This window comes from Alkalimonas sp. NCh-2 (genome assembly GCF_039631345.1).
GTDB classification, from domain to species: domain Bacteria; phylum Pseudomonadota; class Gammaproteobacteria; order Enterobacterales; family Alteromonadaceae; genus Alkalimonas; species Alkalimonas mucilaginosa.
Genome location: NZ_JBDIUV010000006.1, coordinates 232,208 through 250,844, shown reverse-complemented (window position 1 = coordinate 250,844; position 18,637 = coordinate 232,208). Strand labels below are relative to the sequence as shown.

At 50.0% G+C, this 18,637-nt stretch carries 16 protein-coding genes; all 16 read left to right on the top strand.

Annotation, left to right across the window (positions count from 1 at the left end; translation table 11 throughout):
- Position 1 precedes the first annotated feature (1 nt).
- The 16 genes from ABC502_RS15535 to ABC502_RS15460 all read left to right on the top strand — a co-directional run bounded on the left by ABC502_RS15535 (position 2) and on the right by ABC502_RS15460 (position 18,609).
- Positions 2-3,073 carry an efflux RND transporter permease subunit gene (locus ABC502_RS15535; RefSeq protein WP_345916549.1) on the top strand — a complete coding sequence of 1,024 codons (3,072 nt, stop codon included), beginning with the start codon at positions 2-4 and terminating at the stop codon, positions 3,071-3,073.
- Positions 3,074-3,182: 109 nt separating this feature from the next.
- Positions 3,183-5,384, top strand: a complete 2,202-nt coding sequence (locus tag ABC502_RS15530; RefSeq protein ID WP_345916598.1) for a YgiQ family radical SAM protein — start codon at positions 3,183-3,185, stop codon at positions 5,382-5,384.
- A 133-nt stretch (positions 5,385-5,517) separates the two neighbouring features.
- Positions 5,518-6,312 (top strand): SAM-dependent methyltransferase, encoded by a 795-nt coding sequence (locus tag ABC502_RS15525; protein WP_345916548.1) that lies wholly within the window; start codon positions 5,518-5,520, stop codon positions 6,310-6,312.
- The gene (locus ABC502_RS15520) at positions 6,312-6,833 is read left to right on the top strand and encodes a GNAT family N-acetyltransferase (protein WP_345916547.1); all 522 of its coding nucleotides are present in this window, start codon (positions 6,312-6,314) and stop codon (positions 6,831-6,833) included. The genes ABC502_RS15525 and ABC502_RS15520 overlap by 1 nt, the downstream gene beginning before the upstream one ends.
- Before the next feature lie 133 nt (positions 6,834-6,966).
- A complete protein-coding gene (locus ABC502_RS15515; RefSeq protein ID WP_345916546.1) occupies positions 6,967-7,278 on the top strand; it encodes a hypothetical protein in 312 nt (103 codons plus the stop codon).
- 5 nt (positions 7,279-7,283) lie between these two features.
- A complete protein-coding gene (locus ABC502_RS15510; protein ID WP_345916545.1) occupies positions 7,284-9,077 on the top strand; it encodes a GGDEF domain-containing protein in 1,794 nt (597 codons plus the stop codon).
- A gap of 94 nt (positions 9,078-9,171) precedes the next feature.
- Positions 9,172-10,209, top strand: a complete 1,038-nt coding sequence (gene astE / locus ABC502_RS15505) for a succinylglutamate desuccinylase (protein WP_330087125.1) — start codon at positions 9,172-9,174, stop codon at positions 10,207-10,209.
- Positions 10,210-10,589: 380 nt separating this feature from the next.
- Positions 10,590-11,774, top strand: a complete 1,185-nt coding sequence (locus tag ABC502_RS15500; protein ID WP_345916544.1) for a thiamine pyrophosphate-dependent dehydrogenase E1 component subunit alpha — start codon at positions 10,590-10,592, stop codon at positions 11,772-11,774.
- Positions 11,774-12,754, top strand: coding sequence for a transketolase C-terminal domain-containing protein (locus tag ABC502_RS15495; RefSeq protein WP_345916543.1), 981 nt, complete (start codon positions 11,774-11,776; stop codon positions 12,752-12,754). Before ABC502_RS15500 ends, ABC502_RS15495 begins: the two co-directional genes overlap by 1 nt.
- Positions 12,755-12,765: 11 nt before the next feature.
- Positions 12,766-14,325, top strand: a complete 1,560-nt coding sequence (locus tag ABC502_RS15490; RefSeq protein ID WP_345916542.1) for a dihydrolipoyllysine-residue acetyltransferase — start codon at positions 12,766-12,768, stop codon at positions 14,323-14,325.
- Positions 14,326-14,448: 123 nt separating this feature from the next.
- Positions 14,449-14,703, top strand: a complete 255-nt coding sequence (locus tag ABC502_RS15485; protein WP_330087121.1) for a type II toxin-antitoxin system prevent-host-death family antitoxin — start codon at positions 14,449-14,451, stop codon at positions 14,701-14,703.
- Positions 14,696-14,959 carry a Txe/YoeB family addiction module toxin gene (locus tag ABC502_RS15480; protein ID WP_345916541.1) on the top strand — a complete coding sequence of 88 codons (264 nt, stop codon included), beginning with the start codon at positions 14,696-14,698 and terminating at the stop codon, positions 14,957-14,959. The genes ABC502_RS15485 and ABC502_RS15480 overlap by 8 nt, the downstream gene beginning before the upstream one ends.
- A gap of 34 nt (positions 14,960-14,993) precedes the next feature.
- Positions 14,994-15,335: a gamma-glutamylcyclotransferase family protein gene (locus ABC502_RS15475; RefSeq protein ID WP_345916540.1), complete on the top strand. Its 342-nt coding sequence runs from the start codon at positions 14,994-14,996 to the stop codon at positions 15,333-15,335.
- A 36-nt stretch (positions 15,336-15,371) separates the two neighbouring features.
- Complete coding sequence (locus ABC502_RS15470) at positions 15,372-16,466, top strand: serine hydrolase domain-containing protein (protein ID WP_345916539.1); 1,095 nt, start codon at positions 15,372-15,374, stop codon at positions 16,464-16,466.
- Positions 16,467-16,472: 6 nt separating this feature from the next.
- On the top strand, positions 16,473-17,492 hold the full coding sequence (locus ABC502_RS15465; RefSeq protein ID WP_345916537.1) for a DUF2804 domain-containing protein: 1,020 nt from the start codon (positions 16,473-16,475) through the stop codon (positions 17,490-17,492).
- Between the two features lie 88 nt (positions 17,493-17,580).
- Positions 17,581-18,609 (top strand): DUF2157 domain-containing protein, encoded by a 1,029-nt coding sequence (locus ABC502_RS15460; protein WP_345916535.1) that lies wholly within the window; start codon positions 17,581-17,583, stop codon positions 18,607-18,609.
- Positions 18,610-18,637: the final 28 nt, after the last annotated feature.

The window sequence follows — 18,637 nt, the reverse complement described above, 5'->3', positions numbered from 1 at the left end:
TATGTCCCTACCTCAGTTTTTTATTCGCCGACATGTCATGGCGGTGATGATGAGCGCTGTGCTGGTGTTGTTTGGCCTGATTGCTTACCAGGATATTGGTAATGATCGGGTACCGAATGTTGACTTCCCGGTGATCTCGGTCAGTACCTCCTTATCTGGAGCCGATCCGGATACGGTGGATGCCAATGTGACTCAATTCATTGAGCGGGCTGTCAATACGGTGCCAGGCATCGATAATATAAGCTCAGTCTCCGCACCTGGAAGTTCGACGGTCAATATTACTTTTATGATGGGGCAGGACATCGATGTCGCATTTTCTGAAGTACAAACCCGGGTCAGTGAAGTGGTTGGCAGCTTGCCCAATGATGCCGACTCGCCTGTTATTAAGAAAGTAGAGGCGGACTCGCAGCCTGTTCTGTGGCTTATTGTCAAAGGCGATCGTACCATTCAACAATTGACGGAGTATGCCCGCACAACACTCAGACCTCAGCTTGAGCAAATCAACGGTGTCGGTGAAATTCGCCTTGGCGGCAGCCGTAATCGTCGGATCCGGGTTGAACTGGATGCTGATGCGATGAGTCGTGAAGGCGTTACTGTTGCCGATGTGCGTTCGGCGATAAACAACGAGCATGTGTTGGCGAGTGGGGGCTTTCTGGTTGGTGGCCGTCAGGAACGGATGTTACGGCTGGATTTGGAGTACCACAATGTTGATGCGCTTAACGAGCTGATTATCCGCCGCAGTGGTGAACGCTTGGTCCGCTTGCAGGATATCAGTACGGTGATAGATGGTCTGACCGATTTTCGGCGACTGGCTCGCTTCAATGGCCAGGAGAGCGTCGGGCTTGGAATTATTAAAGTTGCAGGCGCTAATACCCTGGAGGTGGTGCAGGAGATTGAGCGGCGATTGGCAGAAGAGATCAGGCCGTCATTGCCGGCCGGGATCGAACTGGCTGTGACCTCGGATCAGTCTACTTTCATTAAAAGCATGATTGACAATCTGGAGAGAACCTTATTGCTGGCCGTAGTGTTGGCAGGTTTGGTTATGTGGTTATTCCTAAAAAACCTGCGTTCAACACTGATCATTATCGTCGCCATTCCGGTCTCTTTACTGGCAGTAACTGCGGTGATGTATTTTGCGGGTTACACCCTGAATTCGATGACCATGCTGGCAATCCTGCTATTGATTGGTCTGGTGGTGGATGATGCCATTGTAGTGCTGGAAAATATCTGGCGACACCGCGAGCAGGGGGAAACGGATGCGGTTGCTGCAGCTGGTATTGGTGCCAATGAGGTCTTTACTGCGGTGATTGCATCCTCGTTGTCGCTTATTGCTATTTTTGGCTCGGTCATTTTCATGGAAGGCATTATCGGGCGTTTCTTTGAATCATTTGCCGTGGTGGTGGTGTTTGGCGTAGCGGTATCTACTTTCATTGCCCTTAGCTTAATTCCGATGCTGTGCGCTCGCTTTTTATCAGTCCCCAAAGTACATGGCAAAGCCTACCATCGTTTAGAAGCTGCGTTTCAGTGGCTGGATAATCATTACCAACGCATCCTTATCTGGGGGCTGGCCCATAGAAGCAAAGTGATTACCCTGTCCGGCCTTGCCATACTGGCCAGCTTATGGCTGGGTATGCAATTGCCAGCAGAGTTTGCTCCGGAAGAAGATGAAGGCCAGTTTGTGGTAACCATGCGGGCTCCTTTAGGCGTTTCTATCCATTATATGGATGAGAAAGTCGCTGAAATGGAAGCCATTCTGACGCAGGAAGCCTTGGTGGATAATTACTTTGTTTCCATTGGTACCGGCAGTGCCGGTGTCAATGAAGCGACGGCTTTTGTGAGGCTCTTGCCCTGGCAGCAGCGCAGTGTTAGCCAACAACAAGTGATGCAACGCCTGGACCGGGCATTTGCAGAAGTAACCGGGGTGCGGATTTTTACGTCTTCCCAGGGCTTGTTTGGTGGCCAGCGTGGCGAAGCATTACAATTCAATGTGCGCTCTACCAATCAGGAGCAGTTAGCTATTCAATCCGAGCGCTTGTTCGAGGCGTTGCAGCAACGAGGACTTGGCCGCATTGATATGGATTTGCGCCAGAATCAGCCTCAGCTGCAATTGCGGGTGGATCGGGAACGAGCCCACTTTATGGGGTTACAAACTTCTGATGTGGTGCAGGCAGTAAATATTTTCATTGGTGGGGCTGATGTTGCCCGCTTTGATGATGATTTTGGTGGTGGGGAGCGTTTTCGCATCCGTTTAAAAGGCCGCGATGACCAATTTACTACCCCTGCGGACTTAAGCCGGATTTGGCTGCGCAACAGCGAGGGACAGCGGGTTCGATTGGATGCAGTGGCGCATTTTGAACAAAGCCATGCACCTGCCGTGATCAGCCGATACAACTTGCAGTATGCAGTGCCCTTTTACATCGCCCCGGATATGCCGTTATCGGATGCGATTGAGCAGCTCTATACCACGGCAGCGACAACATTGCCGAATGGGTTCAGCATTGCATTGACCGGTCAGGCCGAAGAGTTAGGGCGAACCGTCAATGCCATGTTGTTTGTCTTTATGATTGCTATCGTCCTGGTCTACATGGTGTTGGCCAGCCAGTTTAATTCCTATTTGCAGCCGGTGATTATTATGACTGCGATGCCTTTGGCTGTGATGGGAGCTTTTCTTGGTTTGGGTTTGACCGGTTATTCACTGAATATTTATTCGATGATTGGGATGGTGCTGTTAATTGGTGTCGTGACCAAAAACTCAATTTTGCTGATTGACCTTACCAACCAATACCGGGAAACACATAGCATGAGCATCAATGAGGCGCTTAGAGCGGCTTGTCCGGTGCGTTTACGGCCTGTGCTGATGACATCCCTTACCCTGATCCTTGCCATGATCCCTGCCGCTTTCGATTCGGGGCCAGGTGGCAATGGCAACGCCTCTTTGGCCATTACGGTGATTTTTGGTATGTCGATAGCAACCGTACTGACTTTATTGCTGGTACCGGCTGCTTACAGTGTGCTGGAGGAGTTAAAACTGCGGTATTACCGCCCGGAAAGCACGGCGGAGTTAACCGGCTGAGGCTGTAAGTTCTGCCATTAAACCGCTATACTAACGGCCTGTAATTTACCAGGCCGTTTTCATGTCGCAATCAGCTCCTTCACTCCGCCCCCGCACTCAGGTAGCCCGCATGGCTCCAGAGCGTGATCTGTTTTCCTACCCGAAGTATTGGGCGGAGTGTTATGGCACAGCACCCTTTTTGCCGATGACACGCAAAGAGATGGAGCAACTGGGTTGGGACAGCTGCGATATTATTCTGGTGGTCGGCGATGCCTATGTCGATCATCCCAGCTTTGGCATGGCGGTGGTCGGGCGTATGCTAGAACAACAGGGGTTTCGGGTGGGTATTATTGCTCAGCCAGACTGGCACAGCAAAAGCGACTTTATGCGCCTCGGTAAGCCCAATTTGTTTTTTGGCGTTTCCGCCGGCAACATGGACTCGATGATCAACCGTTACACCGCCGATAAAAAACTCCGGCATGATGATGCCTATACCCCTGGCGATGTCGGCGGCAAGCGGCCCGATAGGGCGGTGCTGGTGTACTCGCAGCGCTGCAAAGAAGCCTACAAAGAAGTGCCAGTGATCATTGGCGGTATTGAGGCTAGCTTGCGGCGTATTGCTCATTACGATTACTGGTCGGAAAAAGTACGTCGCTCGGTGTTGTTCGATGCCAAAGCCGACTTACTGATTTATGGCAATGCCGAACGCCCTTTGATTGAAGTAGCCAGCCGGATTGCTGCTGGCGAGCCTGTTAGCAGCATTCAGGATGTGCGTGGTACCGCTGTCATTCGTAAAGAGCCGCTGCCTGGCTGGCGTGGCGTTGATTCCACTGCACTGGATAAAATCGGCAAAATTGATCCCATCCCAAACCCCTATGGTGCCGATGATGTTGGTTGCAGCAGCTACTCCGAATTTGCCAAAGCCGGTATTGACTTAACCAAGCCACAGTCCGTCGAGGCCAAAGCCGTGGTGGTGCAACCAGCCAAGCAAAAGCCGTGGGAGCTTACTTATGTCAAGCTGCCCGCCTTTGAGCAGGTCTCGGTCAATAAGCCACTCTATGCTCATGCCTCACGCATCGTGCATCAGGAAACCAACCCGGGTTGCGCCCGGGCCATTATGCAGCGCCATGGCGATCGCCATATCTGGGTTAACCCGCCGGCTTTTCCGCTGAGTACCGAAGAAATGGATTTGGTGTTTGGTTTGCCTTACCAGCGGGTGCCGCATCCAAGCTACGGCAAGGCGAAAATACCGGCCTATGAGATGATCAAAACCTCGGTCAATATCATGCGTGGCTGCTTTGGTGGTTGCAGCTTCTGCTCCATTACCGAACACGAGGGGCGGGTGATTCAAAGCCGCTCAAAAGACTCCATTATGCGGGAAGTCGAACAAATTCGCGATAAGGTACCGGGTTTTACCGGCGTGATATCGGATTTAGGCGGCCCAACGGCTAATATGTATCGGCTGCGCTGTAAAAACCCACGGGCCGAGCAAACCTGTCGCCGACCATCCTGCGTCTATCCCAGCATTTGTGAGCATATGGATACCGATCAGAGCCCGACGGTAGAGCTGTACCGCGAAGCGCGGGCTTTGCCGGGCATTAAAAAAGTGCTGGTGGCATCCGGTGTACGATACGATTTAGCGGTGGAAGATCCGAATTACGTCAAAGAGCTGGTGCAGCATCATGTCGGTGGCTACTTAAAAATTGCCCCAGAGCACACCGAAGAGGGGCCTTTGTCAAAAATGATGAAACCGGGCATGGGCGCTTACGACAAGTTCAAAGCCATGTTCGAGCAATACAGCAAAGAAGCGGGCAAAGAGCAGTACCTGATCCCGTATTTTATTTCGGCGCATCCTGGTACCACTGATCTGGATATGATCAATCTGGCATTGTGGCTAAAACAGCGCGGCTTTAAGTTGGATCAGGTGCAGAATTTTTACCCCAGCCCAATGGCCAATGCCACCACCATCTACCATACGGGCTTGAACTCGCTGAAGAACATCCACAAGTCCAGCACCGACGATGTACCGGTGCCTAAAGGCGAGCGCAACCGGCGCTTGCATAAAGCGCTGCTGCGTTACCACGATCCGGCTGGTTGGGGGCAAATCCGCGAAGCCTTAGTTGCGCATAAAATGGAGCATCTGATCGGTCGTGGTAAAGATTGCCTGGTTCCACCGGATGATCACAAGCCAGCGGTTCGCCGACCGGCCAAGCCCAAGCCTGGCCAGCAAGCCCTGACCCGCCATACCGGTCTGGATCCGGCAAAAAGAGTCGCAAGTAAGCACAAACTTGCTAAGGGTAAAGCCAAGCACCGTCCAGCCCATAAAGCCTAAGCTTACTTTTCCGACAATGCATCCTGTCTTTGGCCTTGTCCAGGGCAGGAGGCGCATCCGACGCACTTAAGGCTATAGCCAAGCCTGTATTTTTCGCCAAAAATCGGTATGATTGAGCAAAAAAGGAGCGCTAATGAAACAAGGCAGTTTGGTCTGTGTCGGTACTGGCATGACATTAGGGGCCCATATCAGCCCACGCAATCGAAGTTACATTGAACAGGCCGATGTGGTCTTTGTGCTGGTGGCTGATGGCATTACCGAGCAATGGATTGAAGGCATGAATGCCGATGTGCGCAGCTTGCAGCCGTATTACTGCGAAGGGCAATCCCGCATGATCACCTACCGGCAAATGGTGGCGGCTATGCTGGCTGAAGTGAGGGCTGGTAAGAAAGTCGTCGGTGCTTTTTATGGCCACCCTGGGGTCTTTGCCTGGGTGCCGCACAATGCCATTGTCACAGCGCGCGACGAAGGCTATCACGCTCATATGGAGCCGGGGATTTCAGCCGAAGATTGTTTGATTGCCGATCTGGGGATTGATCCAGGCACCTACGGCTGCCAGCATTACGAAGCCAGCCAGCTTATGTTTTATAAGCGTATTATTGATCCGTCTGCCTATCTTATCCTGTGGCAAGTCGGAGTTGCCGGCGATCGTTCTTTGACAAAATTTACCACTGGCCCGGCTTACAGACGGCTGTTAGTCTCGTTATTGACCGAGTATTATCCTGCCGAGCATGAAGTTATTCTGTATGAGGCTGTTTGTTTGCCTATCCAAACCCCCAGAATAGAGCGCTTAGCTTTGCATGCGCTGCCTGAGGCCTCAATGGATTTAAAAACCACCTTAGTTATTCCTCCTTGTCGAAAGATGGAACCCAATGATGTCATGCTGGCCAAATTAAAAGCTTTGTTGGGGCAGGAGTGCAAACTCTAATGTCTGAATCTTTGACTTTGGTCGAGGCTAGTAAGTTCTGTTTTGAAACAACCCACTTACGGTGCAGATTACTATCCGAAGATGATGAAGCACTTTATCGAGGTTTATACAGTAGCGATAGCATTATGCGTTACATTATGAAGCCGCTAACCAAAACCTCTGCAAATAAGAGCTTTCGTAGTGCTATGCGTTGCTTTGAGCAGTTCCCACTTCAGCGGTTATTTTTTGTAGTTGAACACAAAGCAGATGAAGTTGCTTTGGGGATCCTGGGTATCAGCTCGTTGGACTGGCAGCAGTACAGTTGCGAGTATGGGTTAATGTTAACGAGGTCAGGGCAAGGCAAAAATTATGCTTTTGAAATCACCCAGGCCTGCCTGTATCACCTTACTGCGGTGCTTGGTATGAAGAGGATCTGGGTTGATATCTCTGAGCAAAATAGTGCAGCTCTGAAAGTTGCCCATCGGGTCGGTTTTAAGCCATGCAGAACGAATTTACGCCTTCATGAATATCTTAGTGGATAGAGCAATCTTTTTCAGTAATACTTTTCAACAAGCTATGCGTTTTAAATTTACATAAAACCATTGATTCATTAGAAAGAATAAGGGTAGAGTAGCGAACTAAGAGCGAGTTGCAATCTATATAAGGAAACAAACTATGTCGGACGTTATTAGCTTTCTTGATAAAATCGCCGTTGATCCTATGCTAATACCCGATAGAGCCGGACTGCTTAATGCCGTCGGTAATACAGACTTTACGCCGGAGATGAAAAAAGCTCTTTTAGACGGTGATTTAGAGGTACTTGCCATCGAACTGAAAGCGAGACAGGATCTCGTCTGTGGGATCATGCCTGCTGAAGATCCTGAGAAACAACCTGACGAGGAACCGGAGCAAGACCCTCAGCCGGAGCCGGAGCAAGATTCTGTTGAAAGTATCAACACTGAGGGTTACTTACTAAAAATAGCTTAATACAAATGCGACTATGGGTTTTCAGCTTAAAGTGTGTTGCAACACTATTCACTTTATTGTTGAATGTGTCCTGCCATGTTGCTGCTTCAGAATCACCGCAATCACTGGTTACTCGGCTTGCGATTGCGGATGAGCTTAAAACTGCTGACTTTAGACGATTTTCCAGAGAGTTGGAAGCCCTCGAGCTAGAGCAAGATGTTTTTGAAAAAACTGAACGTCAGTATTTTTACTACCTAAAAGGGTATTACTATGCTTTTACTGGTAAATACCCTGAGTCTACTGAACGACTGCATCAAGCCATCGAACAATCAGCCGATCCTAAAATCACTTTGAAGGCTAAAACAACACTGTTAAATGTCTATGTAGTTGCAAAAAAGTATCACGAAGCCTTTATTTTATCCGATGATATCATTCGGCACCTTAACGAGAGCCATGACCCCGATTTATACGCATACTCAACATTAGCTATTGCAATGATTTACAGCAGTTCAGCACTGTATGAGGAAGCTCAATTGTATCTATACTCAGTTTTTAACGCCCCCCAATATTCCGCACGCTTTCAATGCATCGCTAGTCAGTTATTAATTGAGTCGTATTATTATTTAAATGAGTTTCATAACATGTTGGAACTTATGGATAAAAATGAACAAGCTTGCCTGTTGGCGAATGACTCTATTTTTCGAAATATTTCCAAAGTGTTCTACAGCCGTTATTTATTGGAACAGGGAGAATATAGCAACGCTTTGAATTTCCTGAAAGAGCTATATCCTGTTGTGATCGAAGAAAATTATATGATGCTGGTTTCAAGTGTTGAAGCTTTATTGGCGAAGGCATTATTGAATACTAAGCAACTGGACGAGGCTCGCTTATATGGAGTTAAAGCTCTGGAGAACGCATCATTCAGTGACTTTAATCAGGCAAAAATATTCTCTTTAGAAGCGCTTTATCTTGTAAGTAAAGCAGAGGGTGACTATCAGCAGGCACTGCAGTTTTTTGAGCAATTAAAAGACATCCAGCGTGGTTATCGCGATCAGCAACAACAACAACAGATATCGTACCATCTAGCTCGGGCTCAAGTTCAGACCAAAAATCAGCAAATTGAACTGTTAAGTAAAGACAATCAACTGCTATACCTGCAGCAGCAGGTATTGGGGCAAGAGGCTCAAAATGCCCGTTTATTGCTAGGCCTCTTTGTACTGCTGCTGCTGGTGCTTGGTTGTTTAGCCTATCAAGGCCTGATGGGGCGCCACCGCTTTAAATTTATGGCCGAAAACGACGAGCTGACAGGGATCAGTAATCGCTATCACTTCAACAAACTGGCAGAGCGGGCACTGCAGCACTGTAAAAAACGTGATATGACGGTAGGGGTCATTCTATTTGACCTTGATCATTTTAAACAAATTAATGACAAATTTGGCCATGCCACCGGTGACTGGGTACTGCAGCAAGTAGTACGTACTTGCCGCAACTTTATGCGATTGGATGATGTGTTTGGCCGCCTGGGGGGCGAAGAGTTCGCCATTCTGCTGCCTGGCTGCCATGCGGATAAAGCCCTGATGCTGGCAGAGATATGCCGTGATGCCATTGAGGAAATCAATACAAAACCAAGCAGTTATGAGTTTCGGTTAACAGCTAGCTTTGGGGTTACGTCCAGTGATAATTCAGGCTTTGAATTGAAACAGTTGTTGGCAGATGCGGATAAGGCGATGTACAAGGCTAAGCAAAGTGGGCGTAATCAAGTGCATTTTTTTAGTGGACCCAGCGAGCCATCTTCAGTTGCTGGAACAAGCAGCAGTTAGCCGACTTACTCTGTTGTTTTTATTTACCGCTGGTATAGTGGTTTGCGAAAACCTCGCCATAGCAACGCTGATTTGATTTCTAGGAGTAGCAGGCATGAGCCAGCAGTTAATCCCGAACGATGACTTTCTTCGTCATACCCTGAACAACCCAACAGGGCTTTCCCCTTGTGAATTTCGTCTGGATAATGGCGTAACCGTGCAGGTATGGGATACCGGCGTGATTTGTTTTGAGCCAGCTACGGCCGGTGACAAAGACATCGTGCTCTCATGTGGCGTGCATGGCAATGAAACGGCGCCTATCGAGATCTGTGCCGAGCTGGTACAAGACATACTGCAACAAAAACTAGCACCCAAGCAGCGTACTCTGGTGTTGATTGGCAACCCAGCCGCTATCAATGGCGGCAAACGCGAAGTGGAAGAAAACCTCAATCGCTTGTTCTCCGGCCATCACAGCAAAGGTGCTGGCCTGATAAACGATGAACGCAAGCGTGCACTGGCTTTGGAGCAATACGTCACGCGTTTTTATCAGCAGGCACCGAACGGCACGCGCAAGCGTTATCTGTACGATTTGCATACCGCCATTCGTGGCTCACGCTTTGAGAAATTTGCGGTGTATCCGTTTTTGCACGGCAAGCCATGGCAGAAAAATCAGTTGGAGTTTTTACAGGCCTGTGGTGTCAGTACTGTGCTGTTGATGCAAACGGCAGCTTCAACTTTTAGTTATTATGCCTCCAATACCCATGGTGCCGATGCCTTTACAATCGAGCTTGGCAAGGTGCGGCCTTTTGGCCAAAACGATATGAACCGTTTTAGCGAAGTACGCACCAGTTTGCGTGCTTTAGTGGCTGATGCAGCGCTTAAAACCCAAGATTTTGATGAAGCCAACTTTCATCTGTACGAGGTGTACCGCTCGATCCATAAGCAAACACAGGATTTTAAACTGCACTTTGCTGATGACGTGGAAAACTTTACTACTTATCCGGTGGGTACTTTGCTGGCGACTGATGGCGATACCGAATACCGGGTCGAGCAAGAGGGGGAGGCGCTGATTTTCCCCAATGCCAAAGTGGCGGTTGGTCAACGCGCTATGCTGATGGTGATCCCGCGCTCGGTCAAAGGGCAATTGGCCTAAGCAAGCCTCCATCTAAAGCACAATGCCCGGTTTTACCGGGCATTGTGCTATCTTGGGGCCGGGTTCGTACGTGCAAGAAACAGTACAGCAAAACTGACACTGAATCCGTTGTTTGCCACAGAAAAGGCGCTGGCCGGAGTTGCAATGCAGTTTACGTAAAGGTAAAGTTGGCGTCGACAATAACAACCATAACAGTGATCTGTTGCTTAAAGTAGCAGACGAAATGGGGAAGAGCAGGCCTGTACAGCTATACTATAGCCGCTTAATGTGAGTGGCTAATCGTTTCGTAGCTTTACTGGAGCTTGCTTAGCATGTTCAACCTCGGGCTTTGCTTTACGTCTACGTAAAGTCGGCTGGAGTAAACAACCAAGAGAAACCCTATGACCAACCCAAATAACGCCACCATTACCACGGTGCATTCGGCAGAATTCACCAGCGGTCATGCGTTAAGTATTCCCACGCTTCGCTTACTCAAAGACGATGGTACCTTGTATGAAGGGGCCAAAGAGCCCGAGCTGGATAAAGCCACCGCCTTAAAAATGTACGATACCATGGTATTTATCCGGGTACTGGATGAACGGATGTTAGCCGCCCAGCGCCAGGGCCGTATCAGCTTTTACATGCAGTGTCTTGGCGAAGAGGCCGCTGTCGTTGGCAGCGCTGCGGCGCTGGATGATAAAGACATGATCATGGCGCAATACCGTGAGCAGGGTGCTTTGCGCTACCGCGGCTTTTCGCTGGAGCAGTTTATGAACCAGCTGTTTTCCAACGAAAAAGATCTGGGCAAAGGCCGGCAGATGCCGGTGCATTACGGCAGTAAAGATATTTACTACATGACGGTCTCATCCCCGCTGGGTACCCAAATTCCCCAAGCCAGTGGCTATGCCTATGCTCAGCGCTTGCGTGGCCTGAAAAATGTCACTCTGTGCTACTTTGGTGAAGGGGCAGCGTCGGAAGGTGATTTCCACGCTGGCCTCAATATGGCTGCGGTGCACAAGGCTCCGGCGCTGTTTTTCTGCCGCAACAACGGTTATGCCATTTCAACCCCTGCCAATGAGCAGTTTGTCGGTGATGGCATTGCTTGCCGCGGTGTTGGTTATGGTATTAAAACCATGCGGGTGGATGGCGCTGATATTCTGGCGGTCTATCAGGCCACCAAGATGGCGCGTGAGCAGGCGTTGGCCGGCAACGAGCCTATCTTGCTGGAGTCGATGGCCTACCGCCTGGCGGCGCACTCCTCATCGGACGATCCAAGTGGCTATCGCTCGAAAGAAGAAGAAGAGTTGTGGCGCAAGAACGACCCCATCAGTCGTTTCCGTTTGTGGTTGATCAACAAAGGCTGGCTGGATGAAGCCGCCGATACTGAACAAACCAGTGCCTTGCGTCAGGAAATTCTGGATGCACTGAAAGTAGCCGAAAAAGTCGCTAAACCTGGTATTGAACACATGATCACCGATGTGTACGCCGAGCCCACTGTGCAGTTGCAGCAACAACTGAAGGAGCTAAAAGCGCACATTAAAAAATACCCGGATGCCTATCCGGTGACGGCGGGGAGAATCGACTGATGGCAAAAATGAATCTATTGCAGGCCATTAACAATGCGCTGGATTTGGCGATGGAAAAAGACGACAGCGTCGTCTGTTTTGGCGAAGACGTCGGCCACTTTGGTGGTGTTTTTCGCGCCACCAGCAAGCTGCAGGAAAAATACGGCCGTGATCGTTGTTTCAACACTCCGCTGACCGAGCAGGGCATTGCTGGCTTTGCCAACGGCATGGCGGCTCAGGGCATGAAACCGGTGGCTGAAATCCAGTTTGCCGACTACATCTTCCCGGCTTTTGATCAGATCGTCAACGAAACCGCCAAGTTCCGTTACCGCTCCGGCAATGAGTTCAATGTCGGTGGCCTGGTGTTCCGTACCCCTTATGGCGGCGGCATTGCCGGTGGTCATTACCACAGCCAGTCGCCTGAAGCCTATTTTGCCCATACGCCGGGACTGCAGGTAGTGGTACCGCGCGATCCCTATCAAGCCAAGGGCTTGCTGCTGGCTTCGATTAACAGCCCGGAACCGGTCATTTTCTTCGAGCCTAAGCGTTTGTACCGTGCCGCTGTGGGTGAAGTGCCGGAAGAATACTACGAGCTGCCGATTGGCAAAGCCGAGGTGGTGCAAGAGGGCAGCGATCTGACCTTGCTGGCCTGGGGTGCGCAGATGGAAATCGTGCAAAAGGCAGCTGATATGGCGAATGAAAAAGATGGCATTTCTTGTGAAATCATTGACTTGCGCAGCATTTTGCCATGGGATGTCGAGACAGTCGCCAACTCAGTGCTAAAAACCGGCCGCCTGGTGATCAACCACGAAGCGCCGCTGACCGGTGGTTTTGCCGGTGAAATAGCCGCCACCATCCAAAAAGAGTGCTTCTTGCATCTGGAAAGCCCGATTGAGCGGGTCTGTGGTTTGGATACGCCGTACCCGCTGGCGCTGGAAAAAGAATACGTCGCCGATCATCTGAAAACCTACGAAGCCATTGTGCGTTCAATGAACTTCTAAGCGAGGGCAGCATGAAAAAAGATTTTATTCTGCCAGATATTGGCGAAGGCATTGTCGAGTGTGAAATTGTCGAATGGCTGGTGGCCGAAGGCGATACCATCAAAGAAGATCAGCCGGTTTGTGATGTCATGACCGACAAAGCGCTGGTGCAAATTCCAGCAGTACATGATGGCGTGGTGTCCAAGCTGTACTACCAAAAGGGCGACATCGCCAAGGTACATGGCCCCTTGTTTGAAATGGAACTGGCCAGTGATGGTGCTGCTGATGCCAAAACCAATGAGCCAGCTTCCGGCGCTGCACCAGCCAGCAGCCAGGCCGAAGCCGAAGAAGACTTTATTCTGCCGGATATTGGCGAAGGCATTGTCGAGTGTGAAATTGTCGAATGGCTGGTGGCCGAAGGCGATAGCATCGAAGAAGACCAACCCGTCTGTGATGTGATGACCGACAAGGCGCTGGTGCAAATCCCGGCCAAATACTCCGGCACCGTCACCAAGCTGTATTACCAAAAAGGCGATATTGCCAAGGTGCATCAGCCGTTGTTTGGCATGCGTATCGCCGGCTCTGTGGCTGCGGCCAGTGTTAAGCCCGCAGCCAGCGCAAGCAGCAACGCCAGTTGCCCTGTGCAAAGCAGCGAAACGCAACAAGCCGAGCTGCGTCCGGGGAAAGCCGTGGCGAGCCCAGCAGTACGACGTTTGGCCCGTGAGCTGGATGTGGACATCAGCAAGGTACCAGGTTCTGGCGATAAAGGCCGGGTGTTTAAAGAGGATGTGCGTGCCTTTGCCGATGGCAAAACCACTGCGACCAGCTCCAGCAAAGCTGCTGCACCGGCTAAAGCCAGCAGCACGATTGTGGCAACGGCTACAGCTGAAGACAGAGTCGAGTCGATTAAAGGCGTCAAAGCGGCGATGGCCCGGCAGATGATGGAGTCGGTCAGCAGCATTCCACACTTTACCTACTGCGATGAGATTGATTTGACTGAGCTGAGTGCACTGCGCAACCAGCTGAAAGATCAGTACCGTGAGCAGGGCGTGAAACTGACCATGATGCCGTTCTTTATGAAAGCCTTGTCGATGGCCATTCGGGAATTCCCGATTTTGAACAGCCAGGTCAATGCCGATTGCAGCGAGCTTATCTACAAAGCAGCGCACAACATTGGTGTGGCGGTGGACTCTAAAGTGGGCCTGTTGGTGCCGAACATCAAGCACTGTGAGCAAAAATCCATTGTCGATATTGCCAAAGAACTGACTGAACTGACCGATCAGGCCCGTGTAGGGCGGGTTAGCCCGGATCAGCTCAAAGACGGCACTATCAGCATCTCCAACATCGGCGCCATTGGTGGCACGGTGGCAACGCCCATCATCAATAAGCCGGAAGTGGCGATTGTGGCGCTTGGCAAGGTGCAGACCTTACCGCGCTTTAATGCCAAAGGTGAGGTCGAAGCACGGCAACTGATGCAAATCAGCTGGTCGGGCGATCACCGGGTGATTGACGGCGGCACCATTGCCCGTTTCTGCAACCTGTGGAAACAGTACCTGGAGCAACCAGCAGCCATGCTGGTGGCGATGAAGTAACACCTGCACAGCTGCTGCAATCAAACCCATGCTCCGGCATGGGTTTTTTATTTCTGTGCGACTTACTGTACAAGTCAGAGCTGGCTATTTATACTTGTTCTGTTTACTGTACAGGTGATCTTTATGAAAATCGTCTCTTTTACTGAAGCTAGAAATAGCCTGAAATCGGTGTTGGATGAAGTGGTTAATAATGCCGATACCACGGTGATCACGCGCCGTGATGCGGACGATGCAGTGGTCATGTCGCTGGATTACTACAACAGCCTGATGGAGACGGTGCATTTACTGCGATCACCTGCTAACGCTGAGCACCTGCAGCGCTCGATAGCCCAATTTAAAGCAGGCAAAGCAAGCCAAAAAGAGCTTATGGATGACTAGCCGTTTGCTCTGTTGGACGGATGAAGCATGGCGCGATTACCTGTATTGGCAGCCCCAGGATAAGAAAACCCTCAAACGCATCAATAAGCTGATCCAGGATACAAAGCGCACTCCTTTTGCTGGCATTGGGAAACCCGAGCCATTAAAAGAAAACCTGGCTGGATTTTGGTCCCGCCGTATCGATGATACCAACCGATTGGTCTATGCAGTCGACGATACAGCTATTACTATCATTTCATGCCGTTATCACTATTAGCATTGCTAAATAAGGCTTAACACCAGGAGTTATCATGCCATTGCTATTTTCCTACGGAACCCTGCAGCAAACCGAAGTGCAACTGGCGAATTTTGGTCGTGTGTTATCCGGTCGGAAAGATTGTCTGCAAGGATACCGAGTTGGTGAAATCAAGATCACCGACGAGCGGGTGCTTAGGGAAAGCGGCAAAGCCATGCATCCGATTTTGCGTTTTACCGGTAAGATGCACGATGAAGTGGCTGGGACTGTGTTTGAGATAACGGATGCGGAGTTGGCGCAAGCAGACGACTACGAGGTATCCGATTATGTTCGCACCAAGGCCACCCTGAAATCCGGCATCGAGTGTTGGATTTACGCGGCACCAGTATCCAATTAACCAAACGCTACAGATGGCCGGCAGAGGAGCCTGAGGTTGACACATCGTACAAAAACCAAGTCAAAGTTTGCGTTGTTCTTGTTGTTAGGCTGTTTTGCCGGCTCTGCACAGCTATCCGCTGCTGAGCGCATGGTTTCCTTATTCGAGGAAGTTCAAGCGCATTTCGACCGGATGGTGCCTGAGTTGATGGAAAAATACCAGGTTCCAGCGGTTGCTATTGCCATTGTGGATGCAAATGGCCCCATTTACCAAGCTGGTTTTGGCTACAGTGATGCATCCAGGTCAAGAGCCGTTGATGAGACAACCCTGTTTGAAGGGGCATCACTGGGTAAGCCACTCTTTGCTCACACGGTGTTGCATCATGCTTCAGCGGCTTCTTTTGATGTGCAAAGCCCAGTAGCTGACTATTTGGCAAGGCCATTTATGGCTGAGCCCGAAGGAATGAAGATCAGCTCAAGTCAGTTGCTTAGTCACTCATCCGGCTTGGCATACTCTGAATCTGCAGGGCGACGCTATCTTGCTTTTTCACCTGGCTCACAGTGGCAGTATTCAGGATTAGGTTTCATCGTACTGCAGCAAGTTGCGGAGGAGCTTTGGCGGGGTTCTTTGCACGAGCTTGTCTCTCAAACCGTCACTGGCCCGCTCGGCATGGAGTCGACTTCGTATCTTCCTCCGAAAAATGATGCCTTGTTATTGGCTGAAGGCCATGATCGGCAAGGGCAGCGCCTACAACCAACCGCTTGGCCATCTGCAAATGCAGCATCGTCTTTGCACACAAGTGCCCGGGACTATGGGCGTTTTCTTAGTCTGGTATTGCGTGAGTATATCTCTGGTGAGAACAGCCGCGTAGCTCAAATGATGGACGTACAGGTCGAGGTGGATAGGGCGCGTCATCTTTGGTGGGGACTTGGCTGGGCTATTTCACAAGAGGAATCGCAGCCAATGTTCTTACACTGGGGCTCAAATCCAGGTTATAAATCCCTGGCTGTAGGTTCTTTGCAGCAAGGGATAGCCATGGTGGTACTGACCAATGGTGATAACGGACTAGACATCGCAAGGTCGCTGGTCCCCATTGTTTTTGGTAAAGACTACGCCTTTCTGGGTTTCTATATGCTCCATCCGGATGACTAAGCAGTTATGGTACGCAAAGCGCAATTAATCAGCACCAATGGCCAGCCTGAATTTGGCTATTTCCCGGATGGTGTTGAGACCATCAACTACCTTGATTATGACTTGCGCAGTACCATGGATAAGCCCTTGGGCGCTTTTGCCAAGCACTTCAAATTTAATCAGTTTCAATTCATCGGTTTTAGCAGCCAGAGTTTGCTGATTGGTGTGGCTATTGTGGATTTAAAGTGGCTTAGCAATGCTTTTGTTTATTGCTACGATGTGCAAACACAACAGTTCGAAGAGTTCAGTTTTCTGCAGCCCTTAGCGCTTAACACCCGGATAGAGACTCAGCCCGGTCAGGGTAAAGCCCTTTTTCGTAAAGGCGCGAACTACCTGAGCATAGATGCCTCGTCGCAGCCAGGCAGGCGCCTGGTCGAGGTGCAATTAAAACAGCTGCAACTCACAGCCTGCATTGATGAGAGCACCACTTATCAGCCTTTGGCTGTTTGTACCCGCGCCGGCTATCAGGGCTGGGTCTTTACCCAAAAAGCCACCGCCTTGTCTTGCAATGGTCAGCTGAAGTGGCAAAACCGTCGCTATGATTTGCAAGCCCTTAATACCCTTGCTTGCGTCGACTGGACGGCTGGCTATATGCGGCGGGAAACCTTCTGGAATTGGGGCAGTTTGTCGTGCTTTTTACCCGATGGTCGTCGCCTTGGTTTTAACTTAGCCGCAGGAGTCAATGAGACGGGCTTTACGGAGAATGCGCTTTGGTTGGATGGTCGCTTAATAAAAATTGCTATGGTTGATTTTCAGTTTGATCGCTATCAGCCCGACACACCTTGGTCGATGGTATCGAGCGACGGTATTCTCCGTTTGCAGTTTGAACCGCAAGGCCGGCGCCAGGAAAAAATCAATCTGGGGTTGCTGGCTTCCAATTTTACTCAGCATTTTGGCCGCTATTCTGGCCAGATCCAAGTCGCGGATGAAATCATTCAACTCGAAGGTGCCTGGGGTTTTAGCGAGGACCATTACGCCAAGTGGTGAGTCCTGGCAGGGGCCACTACCAAGTGAGAGCGCAATTGCTTGATGCAAGAGCCTTTTTAGACATAGTAGTCAGATGACGAGAAAAAGCATGAAGATAACCAAAAAATCATTAACGGATGCCGTGCAGCAACACATCATTTCATCTGAGCAAGCAGAGAAGCTGTATGATTTTCTACAAGCTAGCGCAGCAGACAGCCCACGTTTTACTTTCACGCATGTGCTTTATTACTTCGGGGGCTTTATTGCCATCGGCGCCATGACATTGTTTATGACTCTTGGCTGGGAAAGCTTTGGTGGTGCAGGCATTGTATCTATCGCAGTTTTGTACGCTGCAGTAGCTCTTATTATTACAAACCACTTTGCAGCGAAACAGCTGGCTATTCCGGCAGGTATCTGTGCCACTTTTATGGTGTGCTTAACACCACTGGCTATCTATGGCCTGCAGCAGTGGCTGGGGCTCTGGCCGGATGATAGCGTGTATCGGGACTACCATCGCTACATCAAATGGAATTGGCTCTATATGGAGCTCGGCACTTTAGCTATTGGAGCCATCGTTGCCTGGCGTTATAAATACCCTTTTTTATTGATGCCTGTTGCGGTAACTCTGTGGTATCTGAGTATGGATATTACGGTACTGATTTCAGATGAGTATTTTAGCTGGAGATTAAGGAAGCTGGTCTCAATGTACTCAGGGTTAGTCATCATCGCCTTGGCATTTTGGGTTGATCTGCGAGCTAGGGGGAAAGCTGATTATGCTTTTTGGTTGTATCTTGTCGGTGTGTTAGCGTTCTGGGGCGGACTGAGCTTGCAAAACTCGGATAATGAGTGGTCAAAGTTTTTCTATTTCTGCATCAATCTGTTGATGATAGGAGTAGGTGTAATGCTGATTCGTCGGGTTTTTGTGATTTTTGGCGCTTTGGGGGTTTTTATTTACCTGAGCTACCTTGCATCCGATGTACTCAAAGACAGTTGGCTGTTTCCAATAGCGCTGACTGCGATCGGTCTGGGTATTATCTATGCGGGGGTGCTATGGCAAAAGCATGAGAAGTCGCTGACTGAAAAACTGCGAAAAATCTTACCAGCGCCTTTAAGAGAGCTGCTTGAGCATAAAGTGTAGGTAGTGAAAGGCTACCAAGGTAAGTTTT